At 69.3% G+C, this 25,749-nt stretch carries 19 protein-coding genes and 2 pseudogenes; 9 read left to right on the forward strand and 12 right to left on the reverse strand.

Going from position 1 to position 25,749, the window contains the following annotated elements:
- Positions 1–168: 168 nt before the first annotated feature.
- Positions 169–708 carry a hypothetical protein gene (locus tag ACWD26_RS42820; RefSeq protein ID WP_451279012.1) on the reverse strand — a complete coding sequence of 180 codons (540 nt, stop codon included), beginning with the start codon at positions 706–708 and terminating at the stop codon, positions 169–171.
- Positions 709–742: 34 nt separating this feature from the next.
- On the reverse strand, positions 743–2,524 hold the full coding sequence (locus tag ACWD26_RS42825) for an IS481 family transposase (protein ID WP_451278985.1): 1,782 nt from the start codon (positions 2,522–2,524) through the stop codon (positions 743–745).
- Between the two features lie 38 nt (positions 2,525–2,562).
- Between ACWD26_RS42825 and ACWD26_RS42830 the strand changes: the two genes are divergently transcribed.
- Entirely contained in the window at positions 2,563–2,907 is a 345-nt protein-coding gene (locus ACWD26_RS42830) for a hypothetical protein (protein WP_451278987.1), read from the forward strand.
- Positions 2,908–3,350: 443 nt separating this feature from the next.
- Here ACWD26_RS42830 and ACWD26_RS42835 read toward each other — a convergent pair whose 3' ends face one another.
- The gene (locus ACWD26_RS42835; protein WP_451279013.1) at positions 3,351–4,088 is read right to left on the reverse strand and encodes an IS6 family transposase; all 738 of its coding nucleotides are present in this window, start codon (positions 4,086–4,088) and stop codon (positions 3,351–3,353) included.
- 47 nt (positions 4,089–4,135) lie between these two features.
- Here ACWD26_RS42835 and ACWD26_RS42840 point away from each other — a divergent pair.
- From ACWD26_RS42840 to ACWD26_RS42875, 8 genes and pseudogenes are all read left to right on the forward strand, one after another.
- Positions 4,136–4,948, forward strand: a pseudogene (locus ACWD26_RS42840) (MGH1-like glycoside hydrolase domain-containing protein); the annotation flags it as partial.
- Positions 4,949–5,003: 55 nt separating this feature from the next.
- On the forward strand, positions 5,004–6,683 hold the full coding sequence (locus ACWD26_RS42845) for a beta-xylosidase (RefSeq protein ID WP_451278989.1): 1,680 nt from the start codon (positions 5,004–5,006) through the stop codon (positions 6,681–6,683).
- Positions 6,583–6,927 (forward strand): RICIN domain-containing protein, encoded by a 345-nt coding sequence (locus tag ACWD26_RS42850; protein WP_451278991.1) that lies wholly within the window; start codon positions 6,583–6,585, stop codon positions 6,925–6,927. The genes ACWD26_RS42845 and ACWD26_RS42850 overlap by 101 nt, the downstream gene beginning before the upstream one ends.
- A gap of 209 nt (positions 6,928–7,136) precedes the next feature.
- Complete coding sequence (locus ACWD26_RS42855) at positions 7,137–7,304, forward strand: hypothetical protein (RefSeq protein ID WP_451278992.1); 168 nt, start codon at positions 7,137–7,139, stop codon at positions 7,302–7,304.
- 1,122 nt (positions 7,305–8,426) lie between these two features.
- Positions 8,427–9,329 (forward strand): TIGR03619 family F420-dependent LLM class oxidoreductase, encoded by a 903-nt coding sequence (locus ACWD26_RS42860; protein ID WP_451278994.1) that lies wholly within the window; start codon positions 8,427–8,429, stop codon positions 9,327–9,329.
- 572 nt (positions 9,330–9,901) lie between these two features.
- Positions 9,902–10,792, forward strand: a complete 891-nt coding sequence (locus ACWD26_RS42865; RefSeq protein WP_451278996.1) for a nuclear transport factor 2 family protein — start codon at positions 9,902–9,904, stop codon at positions 10,790–10,792.
- A 900-nt stretch (positions 10,793–11,692) separates the two neighbouring features.
- Positions 11,693–12,820, forward strand: coding sequence for a GDSL-type esterase/lipase family protein (locus tag ACWD26_RS42870; RefSeq protein ID WP_451278998.1), 1,128 nt, complete (start codon positions 11,693–11,695; stop codon positions 12,818–12,820).
- Between the two features lie 236 nt (positions 12,821–13,056).
- Entirely contained in the window at positions 13,057–14,406 is a 1,350-nt protein-coding gene (locus tag ACWD26_RS42875; protein WP_451279000.1) for a class I SAM-dependent methyltransferase, read from the forward strand.
- Positions 14,407–14,450: 44 nt separating this feature from the next.
- Here ACWD26_RS42875 and ACWD26_RS42880 read toward each other — a convergent pair.
- The 9 genes and pseudogenes from ACWD26_RS42880 to ACWD26_RS42920 all read right to left on the reverse strand — a co-directional run.
- Positions 14,451–14,644, reverse strand: a pseudogene (locus ACWD26_RS42880) (transposase); the annotation flags it as partial.
- A gap of 281 nt (positions 14,645–14,925) precedes the next feature.
- Positions 14,926–15,249 (reverse strand): hypothetical protein, encoded by a 324-nt coding sequence (locus ACWD26_RS42885; protein ID WP_142270619.1) that lies wholly within the window; start codon positions 15,247–15,249, stop codon positions 14,926–14,928.
- Positions 15,250–15,304: 55 nt separating this feature from the next.
- The gene (locus tag ACWD26_RS42890; RefSeq protein WP_451279002.1) at positions 15,305–16,282 is read right to left on the reverse strand and encodes a hypothetical protein; all 978 of its coding nucleotides are present in this window, start codon (positions 16,280–16,282) and stop codon (positions 15,305–15,307) included.
- Entirely contained in the window at positions 16,279–16,509 is a 231-nt protein-coding gene (locus ACWD26_RS42895) for a hypothetical protein (protein ID WP_225664238.1), read from the reverse strand. Before ACWD26_RS42895 ends, ACWD26_RS42890 begins: the two co-directional genes overlap by 4 nt.
- Positions 16,510–16,555: 46 nt before the next feature.
- A complete protein-coding gene (locus ACWD26_RS42900) occupies positions 16,556–19,696 on the reverse strand; it encodes a helicase associated domain-containing protein (protein ID WP_451279004.1) in 3,141 nt (1,046 codons plus the stop codon).
- A 174-nt stretch (positions 19,697–19,870) separates the two neighbouring features.
- Positions 19,871–20,773 (reverse strand): TniB family NTP-binding protein, encoded by a 903-nt coding sequence (locus tag ACWD26_RS42905; protein WP_451279015.1) that lies wholly within the window; start codon positions 20,771–20,773, stop codon positions 19,871–19,873.
- A 119-nt stretch (positions 20,774–20,892) separates the two neighbouring features.
- A complete protein-coding gene (locus tag ACWD26_RS42910) occupies positions 20,893–23,052 on the reverse strand; it encodes a transposase (protein ID WP_451279006.1) in 2,160 nt (719 codons plus the stop codon).
- An 89-nt stretch (positions 23,053–23,141) separates the two neighbouring features.
- Positions 23,142–24,047: a TnsA-like heteromeric transposase endonuclease subunit gene (locus tag ACWD26_RS42915; protein ID WP_451279008.1), complete on the reverse strand. Its 906-nt coding sequence runs from the start codon at positions 24,045–24,047 to the stop codon at positions 23,142–23,144.
- A 110-nt stretch (positions 24,048–24,157) separates the two neighbouring features.
- Positions 24,158–25,546, reverse strand: a complete 1,389-nt coding sequence (locus ACWD26_RS42920) for a DNA-binding protein (protein WP_451279010.1) — start codon at positions 25,544–25,546, stop codon at positions 24,158–24,160.
- Positions 25,547–25,749 lie beyond the last annotated feature (203 nt).

The following is a 25,749-nucleotide window of genomic DNA, read 5'->3' on the forward strand; positions in this document are numbered from 1 at the left end:
CTGGGAACGACGCGACGACATCCATGAAGCCTTCCTCGGCATCGCCACCTGTCTCATCACCCACCGACACGTCCAACGCCTTTGTTAGGACCTCTTACTGGACATGGCCGGGCAGCCGAGGCCCGAAGCCGGTCGATCGAGCTGGTGGCAGCACCGTGGTGGACGAGATCAGGGCCCGTCTGAGTCGTCCACGTTCGGATCGACGTTCCATCGCCGGGGTAGGTCTGCGTCGCAGAAGACGCAGACGAAGTGGCCTTCTCGCACGATGTTGTGCTCCCGGCAGGTGGGACACCGACGGAAGGCCACTGCGTGTGTGAAGCAGTCCGGATGGTCGAGGTCGGCTTGATCCAGTGCCTGTGCGACAGCCAGCCATGAGGAAACGTCCGGGCAGTAGCCGGTCGACTGGTTGCTGACCTCGTTCACCGCCCAGCGTCCGGCCTCGGGGTAGAAGCTGATTTCGCCAGCGCTCAGCACCCGATCGCCGCCCGCGCAGGCGACGTGTTCGCTGCGGCGTGGGGCCAACCGCAGAGCACCGTCCGTGCCGACGACGAAGGTGAAGGGCTCGTCCAGTTCCTCGGCGGTCTGGGCTGCCACCCAGTCCGCGAAGTCGGCGGCTGTGCGGATCGTGGCGCCACCGTCCGCTGCCTTGACGGCAGCGATCACATGGTGAGGCCCGACATAGCGGTAGCCCCGTCCCAACGCGCTCATGTCGATCAACGTAGAACACGCAGTCTTGGCGTGCTCAGAGTTTCGGCGCATGGATCTTGGCCTTCCAGCGAGTCACCGGGTGCTGGTCCTTGCGGGCGTGCAGCGAGATCTCGGCGCCTTCGTAGGTGACGCGGAAGTGGGTGTCCTCGACGTAGATAGTGACGATCCGGCCCGCATAGGTGCGTCCGACGCGCAGGCGCTGGCGGGCCACCATCACGACGCCGTCGGTCGGGACCTTGCGCTCAACACTGACCGCGGCCGGGGCCGGCGGAAGCTGCGTCGCAGCGACGCGGGCACCGACGAGCCGTGGGCGCTCTCCAGCCGTGAACGGCGACGGCACGGTTTTGGCCAGCAGACCGTCGTGCACCGCGTGAAGGAGGTGCCCGTCGAGTCGCACGGTGATCCGCCGGGTGGCGAGTTCGGAGCCGATCTTCACCCGCTGCCCAGCCAAGTTGATCCAGCCGTTCGGATCCACGGTGCGTTCGACTTCGAGCGCCTGGTGCGAGGGGAGGCCGCCCACCCGGTCGACGGCCGGGAGAGCGGGTGGTGGTCCTGCCGGCCGGGCGCCGCGGAGCTTGAGCTGGTGCAGGTGCCCGGCGTCGAGGTTGGACGGCACGGTCTTCACCACCTCGCCGTTCACGAGGACGTGGACGGTGTCCTCATCGACCCAAATACGAGCTCGCAGGCCCGCCCGCCCGGCGCCCAGGCGGATGCGCTGGACGGAGGGAATGATGCTGACCTGGCCGCTGGCGGGGAGCACGGTGTCGAACTCGACCGCGCCGACCGATGGCGCCAGCACCAGTGCAGGAGGGGCCGACTCGGCGGGGACCGGCACGGACTCGGACCGCTGGGCCGGGACGACCTTGACCGGCTCGGGCTGCGGGTTGGGGCGGAACAGGCTGGCCGGTGTGGCCATGTCGAGGGCCTGGTGCGGGCGGAGGTGGTTGTAGGTGTGGACCCACTCCGCGATGGCGGCCTGGGCTGCCGCGAGGGACGCGAACGGCCCGCAGTCGTCGAGCAGTTCTCTGCGCAGAGTCCGGTGCCAGCGTTCGATCTTGCCGGTGGTGGTAGGTGAGTACGGCTTGGTCAGCTTGGCGCCGATTCCGTTCTCCCGGCAGACCCGCTCGAACAGCACCTCCGCGGGCCGGGGCCGGGTGTAGCGGCCGGTGAACTGCTTGCCGTTGTCCGTGAGTACCTCGGCTGGCAGCCCATGGACCCGCATGGCCCGCACGAACGCGTCGGCGACCGCCCTCCCGGAGGGCACCGCGAGCACCTCGGCGACCACGATGAAGCGTGAGTGGTCGTCGATCGCTGTGAGCATTTTGCACTCGCGCCCGTCGGCGAGGTAGATCCCGCCGACCAGGTCGAGCTGCCACAGGTGCATCGGCGTCTCGCGCTGCCACCGCTTGTACTTACGCCGATGCTGCTGTTCCTGCGGTCGAACGAGTCCGTTGCGGGTCAGGACCCTGTGGACAGTGGCCCGCGACGGAGCGGACTCAGCTCCGGTCCGTATGATCTCGAAGGCGATCCGTCGGGCTCCCCAGCGCGGATGGGACCGCCGCATCTCGCAGACCAAGGCCTCCACGTCGGCCGGCAGCCTGGTCGGACTCGTCTGGGGCCGACGCGATGCCTCCCGCAAACCTTCGAAGCCACCCGCGGCGTACTTTCCCTTCCACGTGTAGACCGACTGCCGGGAGACCCCGTACCGCTGGGCGACCTCCGTGACCGGCGAACCGTCGAGCACTTCCAGCACCGCCCGGTACCTCTGCTCGACCAACCAGTCGCCCTGCTGCTGGCTCTCTGCCTCCTGAGTCACACGCGAAGCATCTGAAACTCCATCAGAAACTGTCAAGGGTGTCCCGAGAACATCACGTCAACTATGTTCTGAGCCCTCACACGACAGCGCGCGCCGCACTCGGCCCGGCCCCTTCCTCCGACGAGGTCGACCGGGCCCTGCCCGCCGACCCCGACCCCGACCCCGACTCCGACCAGGCTGGCGGCCGGACCGCGCCGCTCGCCTCCTGGCTGCGGTTGTGGGCCTGGTCGCCAGTCCTGCCTGCGCCGCTGCTCACCGGCTTCGCGCCGCTGCTGGCCGCGCTGCACCGCCGCAAGCCGGCCGGGCCGCCCGACCCGCGTACAGTCGCCCGCCCGGCGCCGCGCCATCACACCGTCGCGCCCTTGAGGACCTGCTGGAGCTGACGTCCGCGGCCGACCCGCTAGCGGCCGCCGCCACCGCGACCGCCGCGCGCCGCCCTGACGCGTTCCCCGGAGGCCCGGCCGTCCTCGCTGCTCTCGCGCTGAGCCGGGCCCTGCCCGCTCCCGCCGGCTCACCTGTCCCCGATGCGGCAGAGTTCGCCGGCCGGGCGTGGCCGGTTCTGCTGAGCGTCGTGTGGCGCACCGGCGGTGACCTGCCGGCCGTCCTGGGCCACCTGCGCCGCCTCGCCGAGCCCCTCACCCGTCCCGCCGCGCCGCCGCCCGCGGAAAGCCCGGACGCGCCTGCCTCCGCGCCCAGCGCCGCCGGCCCTGGCAGCGACGGGGCGGACGGGGAACAGGAACTGTCCGACGGGGGTTGTCACGTTGTTGGGTGTGGGGGTGTCTGACGGTGTGCTTGGGTGTGGTGGAGTCGGGCTCCGGCTGAGTGCTCAGGCCGCGGCGGCGAGGCCGGCGGCTCCGGTGATCTGTTCCCAGATCGCGAAGCGGACGGTCATCTCGGCTCGATAGCGGGATGCGGGGATCAGATGGCGGCGGGGCCGGAAGTGGGGCGAGATGCCGCTGAACGCGGACAGGAACCGCTGTGCTCCGCCCACGGAGCGGAAGCCTTTCATCGCCCGTTCGCGTTGCCTGGTGGGCTGGTGGCTGTTCTCGGCCCGGTTGTTCAGGCCCTTGTGTGAGCGGTGCTCGGCGGAGGGCATGACCTCGCGGTGGGCCGCTCCGTAGGAGCGGAGCTTGTCGGTGATGATCACCCTGGGCACCGTGCGGGTCTTCTTGAGGAGCCTGCGGAAGAAGCGCCTGGCCGCGGCCTTGTTCCGGCGGCTCTGTACGAGGATGTCCAGTACCGTCCCGTCCTGGTCGACGGCCCGCCACAGGTACTGCAACCGCCCGTTGATCTTGATGAAGACCTCGTCCAGGTGCCACTTGTCACCGGGCCGTGGCTGCCTGCGGCGCAGCGCGTTGGCGTAGGTCTGCCCGAACTTGCCGCACCAGCGGCGGATCGTCTCGTAGGAGACGACGATCCCGCGTTCGAGCATGAGCTCTTCGACTTCGCGGAAGCTGAGCGGGAAGCGGTGATACAGCCATACGCAGTGGGAGATGACCTCGACCTGGTACCGATGACCCTTGTACGACGGCGGCGTACTCCCCACGAACCACCCCTCCAGCATGACCAACCCAAAGATCATCCCAGGCCAACAGCCAACGTGACAGCGCCCTCGGCCGGCTCCGCCGACGCCTCCCCGAACCCCTCACCCACACACGACTCACCGAGGCCTACGACCGGCTGGCCCGCTGGACCGACTTCTGGCTCACCGCCCGCCGCGCACCCGGCGCCGCCCTGCCCCACTACCAGCACGGCAACGACAGCGGCTGGGACAACGCCACCACCTTCGACCCCGCACGCGTCGTCGTCACCGCCGACCTGGCCGCCTTCCTCACCCTCCAGCTCCACGAACTCGCCTCACTGGCCGACGAACTGGACCGGCCCGACGAAGCCCGGCGCTGGATGCGTACCGCCGAGACGACCCAGACCGCGATGCTCGACGAACTATGGAAGGGCGACCGGTTCGTGGCCCGCGGCGTCGACACCTCTCAGACCTGGGACAGCTCCAGCCTGCTGGACCTGATGCCGATAGCCCTGGGCGAACACCTGCCCGAACACATCGGCAAGACCCTGGCCGAACGGATCGAGAACCACCTCACCCCCCACGGCCTGGCCACCGAACAGCCCGACTCGCCGCACTACCTCCCCGACGGCTACTGGCGCGGCCCGATCTGGGCCCCCACCACCGTCCCCGTCGAGGACGGGCTGCGCCGGGCCGGCCACCACCGCCTCGCGGACGAGATCAGCACCCGCTTCCGCGCCCTCTGCGAGACCCACGGCTTCGCCGAGAACTTCGACGCCCTCACCGGCACCGGCCTGCGCGACCGCGCCTACACCTGGACCGCCGCCGCCTACCTCCTCCTCGCCGAAGCCCACGAACTGCGCCCCACCGCACCCGCACCCGCCGCACACACCAGCGGCTGACCGACCCCCTGGGCGCCCCGCCCAGGCAACACCGCCCCTCCCCGGGAGACCCGCCATGCGCCACGTACCCCGCCCCCTTCCCCGATCCGGAGGCACGAGCAGCCCCGCCCGGACGGGAGCCCACCCGCGCACGGTCACCGCGCTCGCAGCCCTGCTGGCGTCGGTCGCCGCCGTCGTCCTGCCCGGCACGCCGGCCCAGGCCGCCGACACCACCGTCGCCGTCGACTTCGCCACCGCAGGGGGCGCCCCCGCGTACGGTGCATCGGGGACGATCTACGGAATGACCCCGGACGGTTCGCTGCCGCAGGACCACTTCTACAAGGACATCAAGTGGAAGTTCATGCGGGCCGGCGGCGCCCAGCTCAACAGCGGGGGCTACGGCACGAGCCTGGCGCACTACCAGACCCGGTGGAACTCCACGCTGGCCCAGTACAACCGAACCAAGTCGCTGGGCGGGACCTTCGTCCTCCTGCCGCACGACCTGTGGGGCGCCGACAGCACGACCAGTCAGGGCTGGCCGGGTGACAACGGCGACTGGACGCTGTTCGACAGCTTCCTCGACCGGCTCATCGCGGACGTCAAGGCCAACAACATGATCGTCCAGTGGGACATCTGGAACGAGCCGGACAACAGCCCGTTCTGGGGACGCCCCCAGGCCCAGTACCTCGCGATGTGGAAGCGGTCATACCAGAAGATCCGCGCCGCCATCCCGAACGCGGTGATCGTCGGCCCCAGCAACTACCGCAGCCCGGCCGGAGCCGCATCCGGCTGGTGGGACGCGTTCTTGGACTACGTCAAGGCCAACAACGTCGAGCCGGACATCTACAGCTGGCACTCCCTGCCCGGCGACCCCGTCACCGAGGCGAACGCCGTCCGGGCCAAGCTGGCCGCTCGTTCCATGACCACCAGCCGCCCGTTCCAAATCAATGAGTACGCCAACCCCGACGAGCAGACCCCGGGCCGTGGCGGCTGGTACATCTCCCGTCTGGAGCGGGCTGGCGCGGACGGGCTGCGGGCGAACTGGACCATGGGGGCCGGCCTGCACGACCTCCAGGCGAAGCTGCTCACCAAGAACAGCGCCGGCCAGTACCTGCCGCTGGGTGAGTGGTTCCTCTACCGCTACTACGGCTCCCAGACCGGCAACATCGTCAACTTCATCCCCGGCACCAACACCGACGGGCTGGCGACGAAGGACAACACCGCCAGGAACGCCAAGATCCTGCTGGGCAGCAACGGCAACACGGGCAACGTCACGGTCAAACTCAACCGCCTCGACACCACGAGCGTGGTGGAGAACAGCCGGGTCCGCGCCGTCGTGCAGCGTATCCCCAACAACAACGGCGGCGCCGTGAGCGGCCCGGTGACGGTCTCCGACCAGACCCTGACCGTGAGCAACGACTCCGCCTCGGTCACGGTCCCGTGGACGGACTCCAAGGACGGCTACACCGTGACGCTGCTGGCGCCGTCGAACACGACCGTCTCCACCGTCGCGGTGGCCCAGCACAGTGGTCAGTGCCTGGACGACACGAACCTGTCCACGGCCAACGGCATGCAGTACCAGCAGTACTACTGCGAGGGCGGTTACCAACGGCATGCAGTACCAGCAGTACTACTGCGAGGGCGGTTACCAGCAGATGCTGGACTTCAAGCCGGTCGCCGGGCGGGCGGACACCTACACCATCGTCAACGAGCACAGCGGCAAGTGCCTGGACGTGGCAAACGCGTCCACGGCTGACGGTGCCGCCGTCAGCCAGTACACCTGCAACGGCTCCACGAACCAGATGTTCACCCTCAAGCCCGTCACCGCGCTCGGCAACAGCAAGGACTACCAGCTGGCCGCCGTCCACAGCGGCAAGTGCGTCGACGTCAGCGAGATCTCCACCGCGGCCGGAGCGAAGATCCACCAGTGGCCCTGCGACCCGGCGAGCGCGCTGAACACCAAGAAGAACCAGATCTGGCGCCTGCAGGGCATGCGCTGACCCGCGTCCCTTCCCCGATGAGGGCTCCCGGCCACAGCAGGGAGCCCTCACAGGCCACCACCGCCTCACGGACGAGATCAGCGCCCGCTTCCGCGCCCTGCGCGCAACCCACGGCTTCGCCGAGAACTTCGACGCCCTCAACCGCCAGCAGCTACCTCCTTGGCCCACCCAGTTTAATCGCGGCCGACACCCTCTATCTCCTCTACTTCATGGAGGAGGTGTCCGCCCGGCTCGGGTGGGCGTGGGAGCCGCGCGAGGTGACGCCCGGCCGTCGGCCCGTCATGGAGATCGCGGGCTTGCGCAGCTCGGTCAGCGACAGCAGCTCCGTGCGCTTCGGCGGGCGCGTCTGGTCGGCGGCCTGGCAGGCCAGCGCGTAGGTGGCCCGCTCCCTCGGGCGATGGCGGACCTCAGCGACCCGGGCCTACGGCGCCGACGTCATCGACCGACTGGCGGAGCGCGGGCGCGGGCGGCGGCCGCGGCGGTGTGGGCGCGGGTGCGGCCGGTGGTCGACATCGCGCACGCCGATGAGAATGTTGCCGCTGCAGGCGGACCGACGTGAGTGGGACAGGTCGGCGGTCGGTCTCCCGCTCAACCGCGAAGTGTTTGTCGAAGGCGTTCTGCCGGGGCGGGCCGCTGAACATCGCCCGACGCGACCACCATGCCGTTTCCGAGGGTGCGGACGGCTACCTCCGCCAGACCTGCTGACACCGATTCTGCGGGCGGCGCCGATCAGCACCTCAACAGTTTCGTACGAGCTTGTGGTTAAGAGGTTAACCACTCAACATTCGGGGTGCCGCCGCTGGGTCGGGAGAGGGCACCTGCCTGACGCCTTGAACAGTGCTGCGGAAAGTGAGCATGTCCACCAAGCCCGGAATGCGGTCAATCTGTGAAGGAAAGGTGAGCAATGAAGAAGAGGGCTTTCCGCGGCATCGTAAGTGCATTCCTGGTCGCCGCCGCGGCCGGTGCCGTTCTTCTGGCTGCCCCAGCCGAGACGGTCAACGTGGCGGCGTCGGATCCCTGCTTGCGTGTCCACTGCTTTCCGATCGGCTGATACGCAGAGCCGACCCGGTTCGTTGGCTACGAGCGGTGTTCTCGTAGCCAACGAACCGGTCGTGTCCAGCTCGTCGTCGAGGTGCGGGTGGCACTGCACACCGCGGGCGCGGCGCACCAGTTGCACGACGGGAACTCGGGAACCGTCTGTCCGGGCAAGCGGGCGGATCTGATCGTCCTCGACCGGGACATCACCAAGGTGCCCGTGATGGAGATCCGCGCCACAGGGTCCAGTACACCCTGGTCTCCGGACGGGTGTCCACGACGCCGGATCCGATACGGGACGGGCCCGAGTCGAGGCGGCGCAGCGCATCGGCGCGCAGGGCGCCGGCCGGACATCGGGTAAGTCCTGCTGCCAAGGGCACTGACCCGCATAGACCGACACGTTCCGGATGGCGCACATCCTTGCTCTGGCGAAGTCGCCTCCCTCCACTTGAGAAAGAACAACCATGAAGATCGGTTTCGCGCTCCCGCAGTTCCACAAGCAGGCCCTGGGCATCGCCCGGACCGCCGAGTTCGCCCGGAAGGTCGAGAATGCAGGGGCTGCCAGTCTGTGGGTTGGCGACCGCAACCTCGCCGCTGTCAACCCGAAGGTCGGTTATGGCGGGCAAGGCAACACCATCCCGGCCGAACTGAACCCGGCCGCCGACCCCTTCGTGCTCCTGGGTATCGCCGCGAGTGCCACCGAGCGCGTGCTCCTCGGAGCGCACGTACTCATCGCCCCCCTGTATCCGCCAGTGCAACTGGCCAGGTCGCTGACCAGCATCGACCTAATAAGCGGTGGTCGTCTGCTGCCTGGATTCGGCATCGGCTGGTCGCCCGAGGAGTACGAAGCCGCGGGCGGGGACTTCACCCGCCGTGGAGCCAGGATGAACGAACTGCTTGACGCTCTGGAAGCCATCTGGACCACCGACCCGGCCGCATACCAGGGTGAGTCGATCTCGGTTCCCTTGCACCACTCTCCGCTCAAGCCGGCACGGCGCCCACGACCGCCGTTCTACCTGGGCGCACTGTCAGAGCGGGCACTGCGGCGGGTCGCCGAACGCGGGGACGGCTGGCTGCCGTTGTGCGTCGTGCCGAGTTACCTGGACATCGACGGTCTGGTGGCCCAGCGGGCGGTCATCGACCGGCTGGCCCAAGAGGCTGGCCGGGATCCGTCCGCGATCGATGCGGTCCTGCGGGTCAACATCGACCCGGACACCTCCTCACAGCAGGTCGCGGATGCTCTCAAGGCGGTCCATGAGCGCACCAGCATCGATCACTTCATGATCGACTCCATGTACGCCGTCCACAGCGTCGACGGAGCCATCGCCTTCGCCGCCGAGCTGATCGAATTGGCAGGCAAGGGCTGACTGCCGGCCATTCCGACCGGGCGAGAGCGCCCGCCGACCGTGTGCTCAGTCATTCGCACACCGCGTGTCGCAGGAACACAAGTCGCCACAGTGGGGCCGGCAGGCTCTGGTTACCCACCGTAGGGGCCGACCGCTGGGAATGATCGAGGGGCCGGAGCGGCCGCTGCGCAGCCGTGATCTCGTCCGGGATCACAGTCCGCGCGTAACGGATGCGGCATGACCTTGGGTGTGGGCGACGTGACCATCGAGAAGGTCACGCAGTAAGTCGCATGACGCGAGTGGCAGCGGGTGTCCGGCACCTCGGGCATCCGCCCCGACGCAGCGTTGGACAACTGTGCGCACTGACTGCGACCGCCGAACTGCGCGCAGGGTCATCAGCGACAAAGGACATCCTCACCGAGGCGGTGACCTGGGCGTACGCCAAGGCCGGCAGGCGATGCGCTACGGCGACGACTGGCGTACCCACCACGTCTTCGGGCGGCGAGGTGCGCTGCGACACCCACACGATCCGCGCCGCCGGCACCCCGGTGGCCCCCCACTAGAACCGAACTGACCGTACATAGGAGATTCAAGTGAGATACCGGAAGACTCTGCCCTGGCTCGCTGCGGTGGCCTGCTTCGCGACCGCCTGCAGCAGCACGTCCGGCACCGACCCGGCCGCCCCGTCGTCGTCGACGTCCGCCGCGGCCCGCTCGGCATCGGCCTCCGAGGAGCGGAACAAGGAGCTCGTTCTGCGCCTGTACTCGGAGGCGTTCAACAAGGACAAGACCGACGTCGTGAAGGAACTCGTCGCGACCGACTACGTGCAGCACGACAAGGCGGTTCCCGGTGGGGCCGAAGGGCAGGTCAAGCAGTTCGAGGACGTCAAGGCGGAGATTCCCGGTGCGGTGGCGACCGTCAAGCACGTGGCCGCCGACGGTGACCTGGTGGCCGTGCACTGGCACGCGTCGGCCACTCCGACGAACGAGGCGACCGGCCTGGCCAAGGCCGACCTGTTCCGGGTCGACAACGGCAAGCTGGTCGAGCACTGGGGCATCACGCAGACCGTGCCGAAGAAGACGGCCAGCGGGAACTCGCTGTTCAGCGACGTGTACCGGTACCCGAACGGGAAACCGGACCTGTCCGAGAAGCAGGAGGAGAAGAACCGGAAGTTCGCCGTTGACGCGTACCGCAAGCTCTCCGACGGTGACGCGTCCGTGATCGACACGAGCTGGGATTCTCGGTACTACCAGCACAACCCGATCGCCCCGAACGGAACGGCCCCGCTGAAGCGGTTTTTCCAGCAGAACACGCAGGACGCCCCCTCGCCCAGCAGCACCGGAAGCGGAACCCGGTTCGGCAAGACACTCGCCGACGGGGACCTGGTGTGGGTCTTCAGCTCCGACTACGTCGTCGTGGACCTCTTCCGCGTGGTCGACGGAAAGATCATCGAGCACTGGGACGTCGTAGCCGACGGGCAGTAGCCCTTTACCAAGCCTCGCCCTCACCCCCGCAAGGACCGCGCACGCGGTCAGGCGCGAGCACGGCAACCAGGGTGTGCCGTACACCGCGCGGGTCTCGTGGGTCGGGCACCTCGGCCAGCCGCTGCAGCAGGCGCGGGACCTCGTCGGATACGACCTCGGGATGCTTGCAGAGCTGGTCAAGGCACGCGGGATCAGCGATGATGCGTCCACAGGCACGGTCTTCCACTCGGATCACGGGGCGTAGAGAACTATGATCTTGGAAACCCGTGCCTGCCTCGTTCCGGGTACCACCGAGCTGACAGACCGCCATGAACCGGGCTCACACGACAATGCCGAAGCCCTGCACCCGGCCGAAGGGCAGTTGACGACACGCTGGATTTCGATGCGGCCTAGGCTTTCTCCGCGGCCAGGTCGGCAGACTGACAAACTTCGATCCCGGCATCTTCATTCCGTAATCGACGGCATTCGACCCGTCGAACAATCAGGTCGAATGTTGCGCTTAACACCAGCCCACCCCGGCAGTCCTGCGGGTGGACGGGCTGCCGCGAGATGCATTCGACACCTAGTCGATCACTCAACGAGTGGCTACCGGCGAGTCGGGTGACTAGTTTCCGCTCGGTCGGACATTTCTGATGGTTACACGCGTCGTAGCGACCATCACTTTGTCGGTCTGCCATAGCCAAGTCGGTAACCACCTTGCTAAATTGACGACCATGCCTCCGATGTGAAGTCGGGCAGATCCCGCAGCTCACGGAGGCATGAATCCCCCCGCGCCTTCACCAAGGCCTTCTTCTGGTGCCCGGAAACCGTATCGGCTGAGTTCCGCCGCACCCAGCCTCGCTTCACGCCACGCCTTCGGGCATGCACCCCCCAAAAAACTGGAAAGCGCACACACAAGTGATGAGACCCCTTCAGAGTGTCGGCCCCCGGCTTGCCATCGCAGCCACGACGATCGTGCTGGGCACGCCCGGACTTGCCACCGCCGCCGAGGACACCGGCGCCAAGGACGCCACGTACTACATCTCGCTCGGCGACTCCCTGGCCACCGGCTACCAGCCGGAGGTCGACAAGGACACCGACCTCGCCTACACCGACCAGCTCTACGCGCAGCTCAAGCAGCGCACCCCCGGGCTGAAGCACATACGCCTGGGCTGCACCGGTGACACCACCGAGTCCCTGATCAAGGGCGGAAAGTGCGACTACCCGCACGCCAAGTCCCAACTGGACGCCGCCCTGCAGGCCATGGCCCAGCACCACGGCAAGGTCGCTTACGTGACTCTCAGCGTGGGCGCCAACGACATCCTCCAGGGATGCGTCAGCCCGGCCGGCACTCTCGACGGGGCCTGCCTGAACAGCACCAGCCAGAGCATGGCGAAGAACATCGCCCAGATCGCGGGCACGCTCCGCAAGGCGGGCACGAAGAACACCCAGTTCATGGGCTCGACGTACTACAACCCGTTCCTGGCGACCTGGCTGCTCGGCGCCTCCGGTCAGCAGGCCGCCAAGGAGTCGGCACCCCTGGTCGAGGCCGCCAACACGGGCATCACCCAGGTGTACAAGCCCACCGGCTTCAAGGTGGCGGACCTGGCCGGGACCTTCTCCTCGGACGACTTCACCACCCAGGTCAACGTGCCCGGCGTGGGTGAGGTGCCGGCCAACGTGGCCAAGATCTGCCAGCTGACCTGGGCGTGCACGAAGAAGGACCCCCACCCCAACGCCGACGGCCACAAGCTGATCGCCGGCGCCTTCGCGGCGCAGCTCGCCGACACCGACGTGCCCGATGCGAGTCCGTCCCCGACCCCCACCCCTGACGACTCGGCCACGCCCGAGCCCGGCACCAGCACGGGCGGCGACAACGGCACCGGCAGCGACACGGGGGCGAACGAGCCGTCCACGAACGGAGACCTCGCCGAAACCGGTGCGTCCAGCAGCACCCCCGTCCTCGCGGGTGCAGGTCTCGCCGTCGTGGCGGCCGGCAGCGCCGCGGTCTACTTCGCGCGCAGGCGCCGTACGGACAACGAGAGCTGACGGTCAGTCAATAGATCCCGCACGACAGCAGGCCGCCTGCGATGTCGCGGGCGGCCTGCTGCCCGGCTTTGGACGACCGGGCAGCCCGGAGGGCGGGCTCGCCCTGCTGCGCAAGGCACAGCGCTATGGGCACGGTCACACAAGGGTGTTCCCTATCCCCCGCTCCTACGCCGACCAACTGCTGACCGATGTGGGGCCGGTGGAGAAGGCCCGCGTTTTGAACTGAGAGGTTTCACATGACCGAAGCAGCCGCAGCGGTTCTGGCCCGTTTCAGTGAACAGGTGCTGGGTTCCCCCCTGCCCGTGGGAATCCGCCTCTGGGACGGCAGCACGGCCGGTCCCAAAGACGGGCCGGCTTTTGTCCTGCGCGACCGTGAGGCCCTGCGGCGTCTGCTGTGGCGGCCCGGCGAGCTGGGGCTCGCGCGCGCGTGGGTGGCCGGAGACCTCGAAGTCGACGGCGACCTATACGAGCTGCTGAGGCGAATCTCGATCCTGCTGTGGGAACGGGACGAGCACGGCAGCCGCACCGCGGCGCTCCGCCAAGCGCTGAGCGTGCTGACCACACCCGCCAGCCTGCGTACGGTGAGTCGAACGCTCGGCCTCGCGGGGATCGGGCTCCCGCCGGCACCGCCCGCCGAAGAGGTGGTGCGCCGTCGCGGTCCCGCGCACAGCCTGCGCCGTGACAAGGCGGCCATCAGTCACCATTACGACGTGGGCAACGACTTCTACGCCCTGGTGCTGGGCCCCTCGCTCGTCTACTCCTGCGCCTACTGGCATGGTGACCCGTCCTCCGGATCCGACGACACCCTGGAGCAGGCGCAGGCGGCCAAACTGGACCTGGTCTGCCGCAAGCTCGCCCTGCGCGAGGGGCAGCGGCTGCTGGACGTGGGCTGTGGCTGGGGCTCGCTGGCCATGCACGCGGCCGAACGCTACGGCGTACAGGTCGTAGGGGTCACCATCTCGGGCGAGCAGGCGGCGTTGGCTCGCGAGCGTGTCGCCGCTGCGGGGCTTGAGGACCTGGTGGAGATCAGGGTGCAGGACTACCGGCAGATCGACGACTCCCCCTTCGACGCGATCTCCTCGATCGGTATGGCCGAGCACGTGGGCGGGAAGCGGTACCGCGCGTACGCGGACATCCTGCACCGACTGCTGAAGGCCGGCGGGCGGTTGCTCAACCACCAGATATCGCGGCGCCCTGTGCGGGACGAAGGGAAGTATCGAATGGACCCCTTCATCGACAGGTACGTCTTCCCCGACGGCGAGCTGGCTCCGGTCGGCTCCACCGTGTCGCTGCTCGAGGAAGCGGGTTTCGAGGTGCGTGACGTCGAGTCCCTGCGCGAGCACTACGCCCTCACACTACGTGAGTGGGTTGCCAACCTTGAAGCGCGCTGGGACGAGGCGGTCAAGCTGACCTCGCCCGGGCGGGCGAGGGTGTGGCGCCTGTACATGGCTGCCTCGGCGGTCGGGTTCGAGAACAACACGATGGGCGTCAACCAGGTGCTGGCGGTCAGGACCGGCGGTGACGGCCGGTCCGGCATGTCGTTGCGCAGGGATTTCCTGGGGACCTCGGCCTCGCAGCTCGCCTGACGCGGTTCGGTCCGGTGCCGTCCGTGGGTGGGACACGCCGCAGCCCGCCCGACGTGCTGCCCGTAACCACGGTCTCCGAGTACGACGTCCGGGCGGCGGCGCGGTCGACCGCGCTTGCCGCTTGAAGCAGAGGGATGAGCTGGGTGATGTCGTTGCGGTTGCCGCCGGTCAGGGTGACCGCGAGCGGGATGCCGGTGGCGTCGGTAATCAGGTGGTGCCTGCTGCTCGATGAACCCCTGGATCGCCTAGCGGCGCGTACGCCGCCGCAGGCCCCACCGTCTCGTACGGCAATGTCGTCGCCCGGTCTTTCTGCGCTGTTGTTGTGCGTGTGCACTGCGGTTTCTCATTTCTTCTGGGTGCTCTTGTGGTGGCTGGGGTGCTCGGAGTGTGGGGTTGGGCGGAGGACATCGACTGTCTGACCTGCTTGTACACAGGTTGATCGAGCGCAGTGCAGTTTCTCTGGGCGGCTACTTGAGGTGTCGTGTGGTGCGGCGTCAGGTGATCGTTTGTGGTGTCGGGCTAAAACCCGGGGCCCGGGTCACCGCCGCGCTGTCGGCATTCGGTCGCGGCGTCGAGCCAGTCGCCTGCTGGTTCGATGGCTTGCTCGCGCTCGATGCCGGAGTCGACCCTTCCGTCGGCGGGGCGGGCGTCATCGGCGATGTCGCGGGCCCGCTGGCACGGGTCTGATGATGGGCTGGACAGCTCAGCGAGACCGCCGATGACGCTGAACGAGAGGGCGATGACCGCCGCCGCGGCCATCATCAGGCCTGCGCTCCGGTCCTGTATGAGGCGCGGCAAGTGGCGCTGCCAGCGGAAGTACGGGATGCGGTCCCGGCTGTTCACAGTGCTCCCCGTCGAAATGGCTGAGGCATGGATTCTGTACCTGCTGAGTCGGACGTCAGGCGGCGTCCGGGTTGGTGAGGTTCTCCTTGGTGAGGGTGACGCGGGAGGCTTTGCCGGCTTTGCTGGCGGTGGTGGTGGGTGGCAGGACGCGGACGTGGATGAAGTAGACGCGGACGCCGGAGATTTCGGTGTAGGGGGGCCAGGCTCCGGGGGTGCCGTCGGTGGGGAGTTCGAGGAGCTTGTCGGTGATGTTGTAGATGACGAGGTAGGCGGTGTGCTGCCCGTAGTCGTGGGCGTACTTGATGACTTGGTGCACGCCTTTGGCGAGGTAGCTCTTGCTACGGCTCTTGCCGTCGAAGATCTTGCCGTCGCAGACGAGGGGGTCGCGGCCGTCGAGGTCGCCGATGAGGTCGGCTTCGCCAGAAGCTGAGCGGGGCTTGGCGTGGGTGATGTGGTCGCCTTCGAGGAAGAGGAAGCGCTGCAGGTCGAGGTTGTAGACCTCTTCGCCGTTGGTGCGGTCGGCGTCGAAGCGGGTGTAGAGCTCTTCGCGGTCGAACCACTCGATGCGGGTGCGGTAGCGCTCGAGGGTGTGCAGGATGCTGCTTTCGGCGCCGACGCGTTCGCTGAGAAAGTCGAACAGGGGCTGCAGGATGTCCTCGGCGAACTCTCGCCAACTGTCCTGATGGCGTTTTTGCATGCTGTAACCGATCGCGGTCCGCAGCCCGACGTCGGGGTTGCTCGCTTCCTTGGAAGCGATGTCCTGCATCAGCTCCCAGATGAGAGCGGCTCGCCCTTGTTCGGTTCGGCTGGGCCAGACGAACCGGCCGCTGCGGGTCAGTCCGGTGCGGAATCGCTCCCGGTCTACACCTGGCTCTGCCCGGGACGCCTCTTCGAGGAGGCCTTTGAGGGCTGGTTGGCTGTTGATCCAGGTGACGGCGAGGTGGACTTCGTGGCTGGCGCTGGAGTAGGGCGCGGTCATGAGTTTGCGCAGGCGTTCGCGTACGGCGACCTGGAGGCGCTGCTGGTACTTCACCGGAAGAGGCCTTTCAGAGCTTGTGCGATCTGCTGCTGGACGGCGTCGCCCGCGTTCTGCGCGCTGCCGGTCTCGTCGACCAGCCAGATGTGGGTGTAGCAGCAGGGGCAGGTCACGGCGGTCTGGGCCACGATCTCTGAGTAGCGGACCCACATCAGGTAGCCGCAGGCGGGGCAGGCCGTTTCGAGGTCCGCGCTCAGGAACTGTGTCGCGAGGGAATCTCCCATGGCGGGATTGTTCCGTATGGGTCTGACAGTGGTGGTGTTGTTGGTTCTATCCGGGGTGGATGCCGATGGTGGTGAGGAGCTCCTGTTGGGTGGGGTGGAGGGTGTTCCAGTGGGTGCGTTGCTGCTCGGTCCATCGCTGGAGGGTGGGGGAGTGGTCCTGGCCGGTGTGGTGGTGCAGCTTGGCTTGGTGGTAGGTGCGTTGCCAGGTGTGGGGCCAGGGTGGGTTCCACCAGGGGTCGAGGTTTTCGAGGACCTGGGTGGTGGTGGGGGAGAGGCGGCCTTGTCGGGCGGCGCGGCGTTTTTGTGTCAGCCAGTCGCCCAGCGCGAAACCGTCGTGGCGGGTGTCTTTGCTGCAGGCGAGGTGGCGGTTCAGGGCGGCGTAGGCGCGGGCGTGGGCGAGTCCGGGGCTTGTGGGGTAGACGCGGCTGGTCCGGCGGCGGCCGACGGCTTCGGGGGTGATGTCCAGGTTGGTCAGGAGTTTCTGCTGTTGGGGGCGTAGACCATCCCAGGCGGCGTGTTGTGCTCTGATCCAGCTTCGTACGTCGGCCGGCAAGCCGGTGGGGCGGCTTTGTGTGGTGCGGGCGCGGGTGTAGGCGCGCTGCCACGCCAGGTCCCAGGGTGGGTTCCACCACGGGTCGATCGTGGTGAGGGCCTGGTGGCGGGCGTTTGTGGTGGTGTCGCGTCGGGCTTGTTGGCGTTGGTCGTTGAGCCAGCGGCCGAGGGGGAAACCGTCGTGGATGGTGGAGTAGGCCACGGCCAGGGTGTGGTGGGCGGCGGCGTAGGCGCGGGCGTGCGCGAGCGCGGTTTCGGCGTAGGGGTTGAGGGGCCGGGTGCGGGCGGTTTCGCTGGTGAGGCCGATGTCGGCGAGGAGGCTCTGTTGGTCGGGGTGGAGGTCGTCGTAGTGGTTGCGTTGTGTGCGTAGCCAGGTGCGCTGGGCGGGGGCGAAGCTGCGGAAGTGGTGGTCGGCGTCGAGGTGATGGCCTGCCTTGATCTGGTCGTGGATGTGCTGCCAGGCGCGCTGCCACGCCAGGCTCCAGGGCGGACACCACCACGGATCCACGGCGGTCAGCGCCTTCGCCGCAGCAGACTGAGGCGCGCCCCTGTCGGCGTCGGTTCGGGCGTGCTGGCGTTGCCGGCGCAGCCACCGCCCCAGTTCGAACCCGTCGTGGACGGTACTGATCGCGGCGGCGAGGGTGCCGTGTGTGGAGTGGTAGGAGCGCGCGTAGCCGAGGCCGACAGCAACGTCGGTCTCGCGCTCGGCGGGCCGTGCGGCAGCGCCGCGAGCCCGGTCTGCGGTCAGCCCGATGTGGGCGAGGAGGTCCTGCTGGTCGGGCTGGAGGGTGTCGTACTGGGCGCACTGGGTGGTCAGCCACGTGGCCAGCGCGCTGCTGGTGCCGGGGAACCCGGACGCGGCGTCCAGGACGTGACCGTCTTGGACGTGGGTGCGTGCCTGGTGCCAGGAACGCTGCCATTCCAGGGTCCAGGGCGGGTTCCACCAGGGGTCGATCGCCGACAGCGCCAGCGCCCGGGGTGAGGGGGTGCCGTGGCGGTGCTGGTAGGCGCGGTCCTTGCTGCGCTGGTTGGACAGCCACTGTCCCAGCTTCAGTCCGTCCTGGACGGTATCGGTGGTCGCGGTCACCAGCGTGCCGTGGGTGCCGACGAAGGTGTGTGCGCAGGCCAGGGCGCGCTGGAAGTGGGTGGCCATGTGCTTGCGGCGGGGCCGGGCCGCTCGGGCGGTCTCGGGGGTGAGGCCGATGTCGGCCAGGAGGCGCTGTTGTGCGGGGTGCAGGGTGTCGTAGCCGGTGCACTGGTTGTAGAGCCATTCGCCCAGGCCGAAGCTGGTGGTGGGGAAGCCGTGTTCGGGGCGCAGGGGACCGCGGGCACGGGTGTGGTCGCGGGCCTGGTAGTAGAAGCGCTGCCACATCACTGTCCACGGCGGCCGCCACCACGGATCCAGTGCCTCGAGCGCGGCGACGTGTTCGGGCGGCATCGCAGGGAATTTCCGGTGATTCGACAGCCACCGGCCCAGGGCGAAGCCGTTGAAGCGGCTGTGGATCGGGGCGGCGAGGTGGCCGTGGACGGCGGCGTAGGCACGGGCGTGCGCCAGACCGGTGGTGAACGCCTGATCCGACCTGTGCCGAAGTCCCAGGTGAAGCCGCGTCCCGCCCTCTGCCCTCTCGAAGTTGTGAGCGGCGTCGCGGTAGGCGGTGAGTTCGCGGGCGATGGGCCGGGGCCGGTGCGCCATGTGCAGTGTCCACAGCCGGTCCGCGCCGGCTGGGTCTGCGTCGGCCCGTGCGCAGTGCTGCACCCAGAGCAGCAAAGGACCGGCCGAGGTCGAGGCGACCCGCTCGGCAAGCCACGGCCGCCCCGTGACCCGCGCCAGTTCGCCGACCAGACCAGGCACGTGAGCGAGCGTGTGGGGCAGATGCCCGCCGGTGTCGGCGAGCAGCCGCTGCCTGGCGCGTTCGTCGGTGAGGAGGGAGGTGAGGGCGACGGTCTCCGGGTAGGTGACCGCGTCCCTGACCAGCAGCCGCCACCAGCCGGGATCGGCCCCCTGGGGCGTGAGTTGGCGTACCCGGTGCGGCCACTGCTCTTCTTCGGGCCACTGCTGCGCCCACCAGGAGACGACCACGGCATGCGCGACCTCGAACGCGCGGGCCGCGTCCGGCCGATGGCGCAGCAGATCCAGATGCCGCCGGTGCGCCGTGACCATCTCCGGCAGTCCCGTCAGGTCGACCTGTTCGGTGTCGGCCGGCGCGCCGTCGATCCAGTGGGTGCCGAGCATCCACCGCTGGTGGCGCGAGCAGATCCGGGTGTGCGGTTTCAGGTACACCCGTGCGGGCTTGGTCCGTCCGGTGCGTGCGGCCGTGCACGGCCGGCAGCCTTCTCCTGCGGCTGGCACTACGCTCCCGAAGCGGAACCGCCCGGCCGCGCCCGCCCCGTCCGGCGAGAGGGGTTCCTGGGTGGTCCAGGCGGGCAGGGCCCGCCCAAGGATCTCTTCGGGCACGCGGCTGAACGCGGAGATGCGGGCGCGGGCTTCGGTGTTGAGGTAGACCTCGCCGTCTGTGCGGTAGCCCTTGAACAGGCCTCCGCCGGTCTGGAGGAGGGCGGGGATGAGGTCTCTGACGCTGAGCCGGTAGCGGTCGGCCAGGCGGTCCAGGTACGACAGGTTCGTCTCGCCCTGCACTGGCGCGAGCCGTACCGGCCCCGGACGTGCCGCTGCTGTCCGAGGCGGCTGCGGCTGGGGCGGAAGAAAGTCGTGCATGAGGCAGCAGAGGCCGTTCCTGGCGGGCCCGGATGCGCCGGCCGGGGGGTGGGCCAAACGGGGGGCGGGGCGGACGGTTGAGGCGGACGCCGTCGGTCAGGGCCGACGTTGCGAGGGCGTCCGGCGGCGGTGTGGTGCCCGGGCCCGTTGTTCGGCGGCGGTGTCGAGTTCGATCTGTTCGAGCAGTTTCTTGGTGATTTTCTCGGTGCCGTCCAGCAGGGAGACGAGGGCGGCTTCGCGGATGAGGTGGGAGAGGCTGCCCATGCGGCCGCCGGTGCGGGCGTGGAGGTAGGCGGCGTGCGTGAGCAGGGTGCCGGGCCGGTGGTGGCGCAGTCGCAGGGCGCTGTCCATGCTGTGTACCAGGTCGTGCCAGATCTGCTTGTCGGCTGCGCTGCCGTAGCGCAGGGGCTGGTTGCGCACGATTTTGAAGCGGCCGGCGAGCTGGGAGCCGCGCACTCCGGTCAGCAGGGGCGAGGATTCGACGTCGATGCCGGAGTAGACGAAGGTGGCCGGGATCCGCTCGCCGAGGTACTTCAGCTGGTCGGAGGTCTCGGCGCCGGCCCGGCTGCGGGTGTCCATCAGGTGTACGTCGTCGACCAGGACCAGCTGGGTGCCCAGCTCGCACAGCAGCCCGCACACGGCGTTGGTGATCTGGATCTGGTTCATCCTCTCCAGGGCGGGCAGGCCGAGGAAACGGGCGAACTCGCTGATGAGCATCTTCGGGGTGGAGGACGGCGGCACGGTGATGAACAGCACCGGCAGCCGCCCGTCCTGGTTGGGGTGGCGGCGCCGGTCGGCGAGTTCGACGGTGCGCCCGAGCTGCTGCATCGCGGTGGTCTTCCCGGTGGTGGCAGGCCCGGAGATGATCAGGCCGCGTCTGGCTCCGCCCTGCTGGCCGCGGTTGAGCAGCAGCAGGCGGCGTACCGCGGTGGAGATGGTGTCCATGGCGGGGGTCTTCAGCACCACGAACCGTGCGTGGTAGTCCTCCCGTTGCTCCAGCGTCCATTCCTGGTCGCCGGCGTCCCGTGCCGGTGCGTGGGGTGTGTCGACGAACTTCTGCCACCCGTCTCACGTGGTCAGCGGACTGAACGTGCTCGTGGTGGCGGGCTGGGCCGCTGTCACCATGCCTGGGCCTCCTGGTACGGGTCGTAGATGCGCATGCCGCCCGCCCCGGCGGCGTCCGGCGTCTGCTCAGCGGCCTGGTCCCGGGCCGTTTCGGCCGTCGGCTCGGATGCTTCGGCCTCATCCGCGTGGTCTGCCGCGGCGTCTGGGCCGTCGGCGAGGGCGGCGAGAAGGTAGTCCTCGCCGTCCGGGTCGTCCTCGAGGTTGTCCAGGCTGTCGTCGGTGTCCCAGCCGTCGCCGTCTTCAAGCGGGACGGTGAAGGAACCGGGCAGCCCGAACGAGGCCCCCGGCGCGAGAGGCGCAGGCCACTGCTGCCCGGTGGTGGCGGGGGAGGGATCGGTCATCTGCGCGGCCGCCTGGGCCCGGGCGGCTACCGTCCGCTCGCGCCTGCTGCCCAGTCCCTGGCTGGCACGGCGCAGCAGCGCATCCAGTGCCTGGGCGATCGCCGCCTCGTGCTCTTCACGGCCATGCCGGCGCAGGACGGTGCGGCGGACGTGGTCGAAGGTGAACGCGGTGAACGGGCGCCTGACCGCCCCGGCGTTGACCCACGGCACCTCGAGCCATCCCTCGGGCAGGCGCACCCACACCCGGTTCGGGTCGTAGGGGTTGTGGTGGACCTCCCACCGTCCGTTCTTGTCCGCCCGCGGTGAGCGGCGACGCCGGTAGGGATTGAGGCCGGGGTGGTCGTAGGTGCGGTAGCCGAAGCGGATGCCGTAGTCGTTGACGGCCTGCCACCGCACAGGCAGCAGCTCGACGTAATCGTCGGCGGCCAAGGGCACCGGTACATGCCCCGTCACTGCCACCAGCGCCGCCCACATTTCGTTGGGTGAGACGGCGACCTGCGGCATCACCGGGTGCCGCAGCGCCTCGTGCCGGCGCTCCTGCCACCCGCAGATGACCCACTCGTCCAGCAGTTCCTGAAGCTGCGCCAGGCTCCAGCAGGCATCCTGCTCCGCGGCCGCGCCCCGCTGAGAGACGTCCGAGCCGGTGTGGCCGGGCAGGTACTGGCTGAACCCGTCGGCGATGGCGCGGAAGGTCCGCTCCACGTTCCCCTTCGCCGGGCCGTTCGCCGGCGGCACCGGCTGCACCGAGATCCCCAGGCTCTCGCACGCGGAGATGAACGACGCCGACACATACACCCGGCCCTGGTCCACCACTACCGTCTCCGGCATGATCACCGGCCGGGCAGCCGCCCCCTCAAGCCGTGCGTCCACCGCGATCAGCCGCTCATACGGGATCACCGACCGCTGCATGGACAGCGCCGCATCCCAGCCCGGCCGCATCGCGGCCGGCACCACCATCTGCGCCAGCAGCATCGCCGCATCCACCGACGTCGTGCCCACCGGCCGCAGCACCGCGGCGCAGATGCTGCGCGTCGCCACGTCCAGCGCGATGCTCAGCTCAACCCGGCCGGTCACACCGTCGTCCAGCACCGCCAGGACATCCAGCGGTGTGCTGTCCAGCATCGCCAGCTCACCCGGGCGCAGTGCCACCGTCGGCGTGAACGGAGGTGCTGGCCGCGACGCATGCCAGCGCCGCTGTGTGGCTGTCCCCAGAAGGCCCTGGCCGTCGGCCACCGCGTGCACCAGCCGGTTGAACGTCGACGCCGGCGGCAGGGCCACCGCCCCGGCGCCGTACTCCTCCTCCAGCAGCCACCCCACCCGGCGGCGCAGCCGCACCAGCGTGCCCGTCGACCGCTCCCGTTGTCCCTCCAGCACCTTCCTGACTGCCGAGACCACCCGCTCATCGGCCCGCCCCAGGGCCGATCGCTCCCGCACCGCCCGGCCGTCGACCAGCCCCCACAAGCCCTCGCTGCGGTAGCGCGCCCGCATCCGGCGCACCGTCGCCGCACTCGCCGCCCAGCCTGCCGCCGTCAACTCCTCGGCCTTCGCCCGCTCCCGCTGCGCCAGGCTCCGCGTGGCCGGATCGAACTGCTCACGCGGGGCGCCTGGCCCGATGGCGTCAGGAAAGCCGGTCTCCACCTCCCGCACATGCCGCTCCCACGCCAGAGCCCGCTCCCGCACCTCAACCGGCAGCGCCTCCAGCAGCCCGAACGGCGGCACCCTCCCCGGCGCCGGTCCGCCTTCCACCTCAAAGGACGGATGAGCGAACAGGTAGGGCAGCAGGACCACCGCCGAGGTGCCCTCGTCGGTCACCAGCGTGGCCCGGGCGCCTTCCAGCACGGCGAGCGTCCATACCCGTCCGTCGTAGCGAAGGCGCGCCCCGACCTCGACAACCGCCTGCGTCACGCCGCTTCGGCCTTCTGCCGTGCGACCGAGACAACAACGCGCTCGTGCAGCGGTTCGTCCAGCCGCACCCGCAGCACACCGTTCCACAGTGCGTGAAAGACCGCGGGCCACACGGCGATCGGGTCTCCCAGCTCACGCACCGCCTCCACCGCCGGCCGCGGACTACCGAAGGCCTCCAGCAGAGCTGGCGCCCACGGCCCTGCGGCGTACCGGGGATGCCGGTATCCCGCCAGCCACCGCACGTTGGCCACCAGCACCGGATCCGGCGGCCCCGCCAGCCGGTAGGACCAGCCCGCTGCCTCGGCGGCAGCCGCCACAACCCGTGCCCGCGCCGCCAGCCGGGCAGAGGGCCCGCTGCGTCCGGCGCAGTCGAGCAACAGGCCGCTGCCGTCCTGCAGCCTGGCCATCAGCTGCGGCGCATGACCGACAGCCTTGCCGTCCTCACGCCACACCAGTTCCACCGGCCGGCAGGCCAGCGCCGCCACCGCCGGACCCCGGTCCAACAGCATCAGCTCGGTCCGCATGACACCGGACCCGTACGCCACCAGCCGCCCGGTCGTCGACGACCACCACCAGCCCGGAGCCACACGCCGCCCGTACCGGACGGGGAAAGGCCGTACCGCAGGAGAGTCCTCGAAGGGGACGTCCTGCGCAGCCTCAAGCCACCGGACCTGAAGCGAGCACCCCAGAGGGTCTCGAAAGCGCACATCGATCAGGCTGGCATCTACAGCCGTAGCGCCTTCACGTCGCACAGCACCACCCGTACTGTGCGGCTCGGGGATGCGGCACCCGGCCCCGGGCACCGCGGACGATGCGGCCTCCTGGCTGCTGTCGATGATCACGTACTCCACACAACGCCATACCTGGCCTGCCGCGCAGGAGAACCGGCCGGTAACCAACATCGGTGCAACCGACGGATGTTGGGCTGCGCGCGGCACCCAGGGTGCCGCGACCGGGCACCGGTGTCAGTGCGAAGTCCCGCACTTTCCCGTTCCCATGGCAGGCCGTTGTGTCAGTCCTCGCCCTCACCCAGGGCGAGCACCGCGGCCAGCTCCTCGGCGGGCAGACGGGACCACTGGGCCACCTCCTTGAGCGCCACCCCGGAGGCGACGGCTGCGGCGGCCGTATGCACGAGGGCCTGGTCGATCAGGTCGGCACTCTCACTGAGGTGCTCCAGCAGCGTGCGGGCCACCTCGGCGGTGGTGCCGCTGTGCACGCCGCGCAACTCCACCAGCTGTTCGCGCGCCTCGTCGACCAACTGCGAGACGCGGAACCGTTGTTCGGCAGGAACGGTGGCCCGCCACCGGGTACCCGAGCCGCCCGCCTGCTGCTCTGCCGCCATGGCGCGCAGCTGGCCGGCCATCGTGGCGGGCTGCTGCTCCCGCTTCAGGTGCCACGGATCCTCCCGCCAGCCCGGCGGCCCCGCCGCGTGGCGGCGGGCACGCACGATCGCGCCCTTCCAGCCGTTCAGCGGGCTACCGTGATCGGCCGCAAGTTCGGGCCCCAGCCAGATGCGGCCCACCCGCTCACCCAGCCGGTGACAGAACGCATCGTCGGCCCTGCGCGCCCGAGGCTTCATCCCGCCGCTCACCTGCCAGGCCACCTCGACCATGGCCGGCTCCAGCAACGCGTCCGCGACGGCCACTACCTCCGGAAAGATCGCCGCGTCCCGGCCCACGATCCGCCACCACTCAAGCCGCGATCCCGCGTCGCCGCCCGCCAACTGGTGCAAACGGCGCGGCCAGATCACCTCCTGCTCCCAGGACAGGGCCTGCTCCCACCAGCGGGCCACCACCGCATGCGCCAACGTGAACGCCCGCTCCGGCTCCACCCCGGCCCGCACCGCACGCCGCGCCACACCCCGCCACCGCCGCTGCGCGGCCACCACCTCCGGCAACAGGCGCAACCCCAGGTGCTCCAACGGCTGGTCGGCATCCGCGTCCAGCAGCCAGAACCCGTGCCGCAGGCAGACCCGCTGCCACCGCGGCACGTACCGCACCGCCCGAAGCGCCTGCCCGGTACGCCGCGCGGTGCACGGCTGGCAGCCATAGGCAGCCACACCCGCCGCCGTGCTCGCCACCCTCCACCGCGCCTGCACCACCCCGGCCTCCCGGCCGGTGCTGATCTTGGGGTCGTCCACAGCGAACGCCGGCAGAGCGTGCGTCAGCACCTCCCGCTTTACCCCACACAGCTCGGCGAGCGACTCCCGCCCGGCCTCGTTGAGGATGATCTCTGCATCCGCCCGGATGCCACCGCCGTCGTGGCGGGCGACGGAGTTGCGGCACGTCCACAGCCGCAGCACGCTGCTGGCCGGGAGGCGGTAGCGGGCCGCCACCCGGTTGATCAGCGATGAGGTCAGCTCACCGTCCAGCGGCACGGTCCGCAACACCCCGACTGCCAACACCTCACCTCGATGTCCTCTTGGGCTTACAAAACGTCTTCAGGTTCTAATCGAACCCACCGATGCACATAGGGGACCCCGTGCCGGATGCCGGTGAGGCATCTGGCACCTGTCCCTCCCCTCGTAGCGTGAAGACCGTGACTGCAGGGGAAGTTGGGAGTCATGGCGGAGAAGCGACGGAAGTTCGATCCGGAGTTCCGTGA

Source organism: Streptomyces sp. NPDC002787, assembly GCF_053592095.1.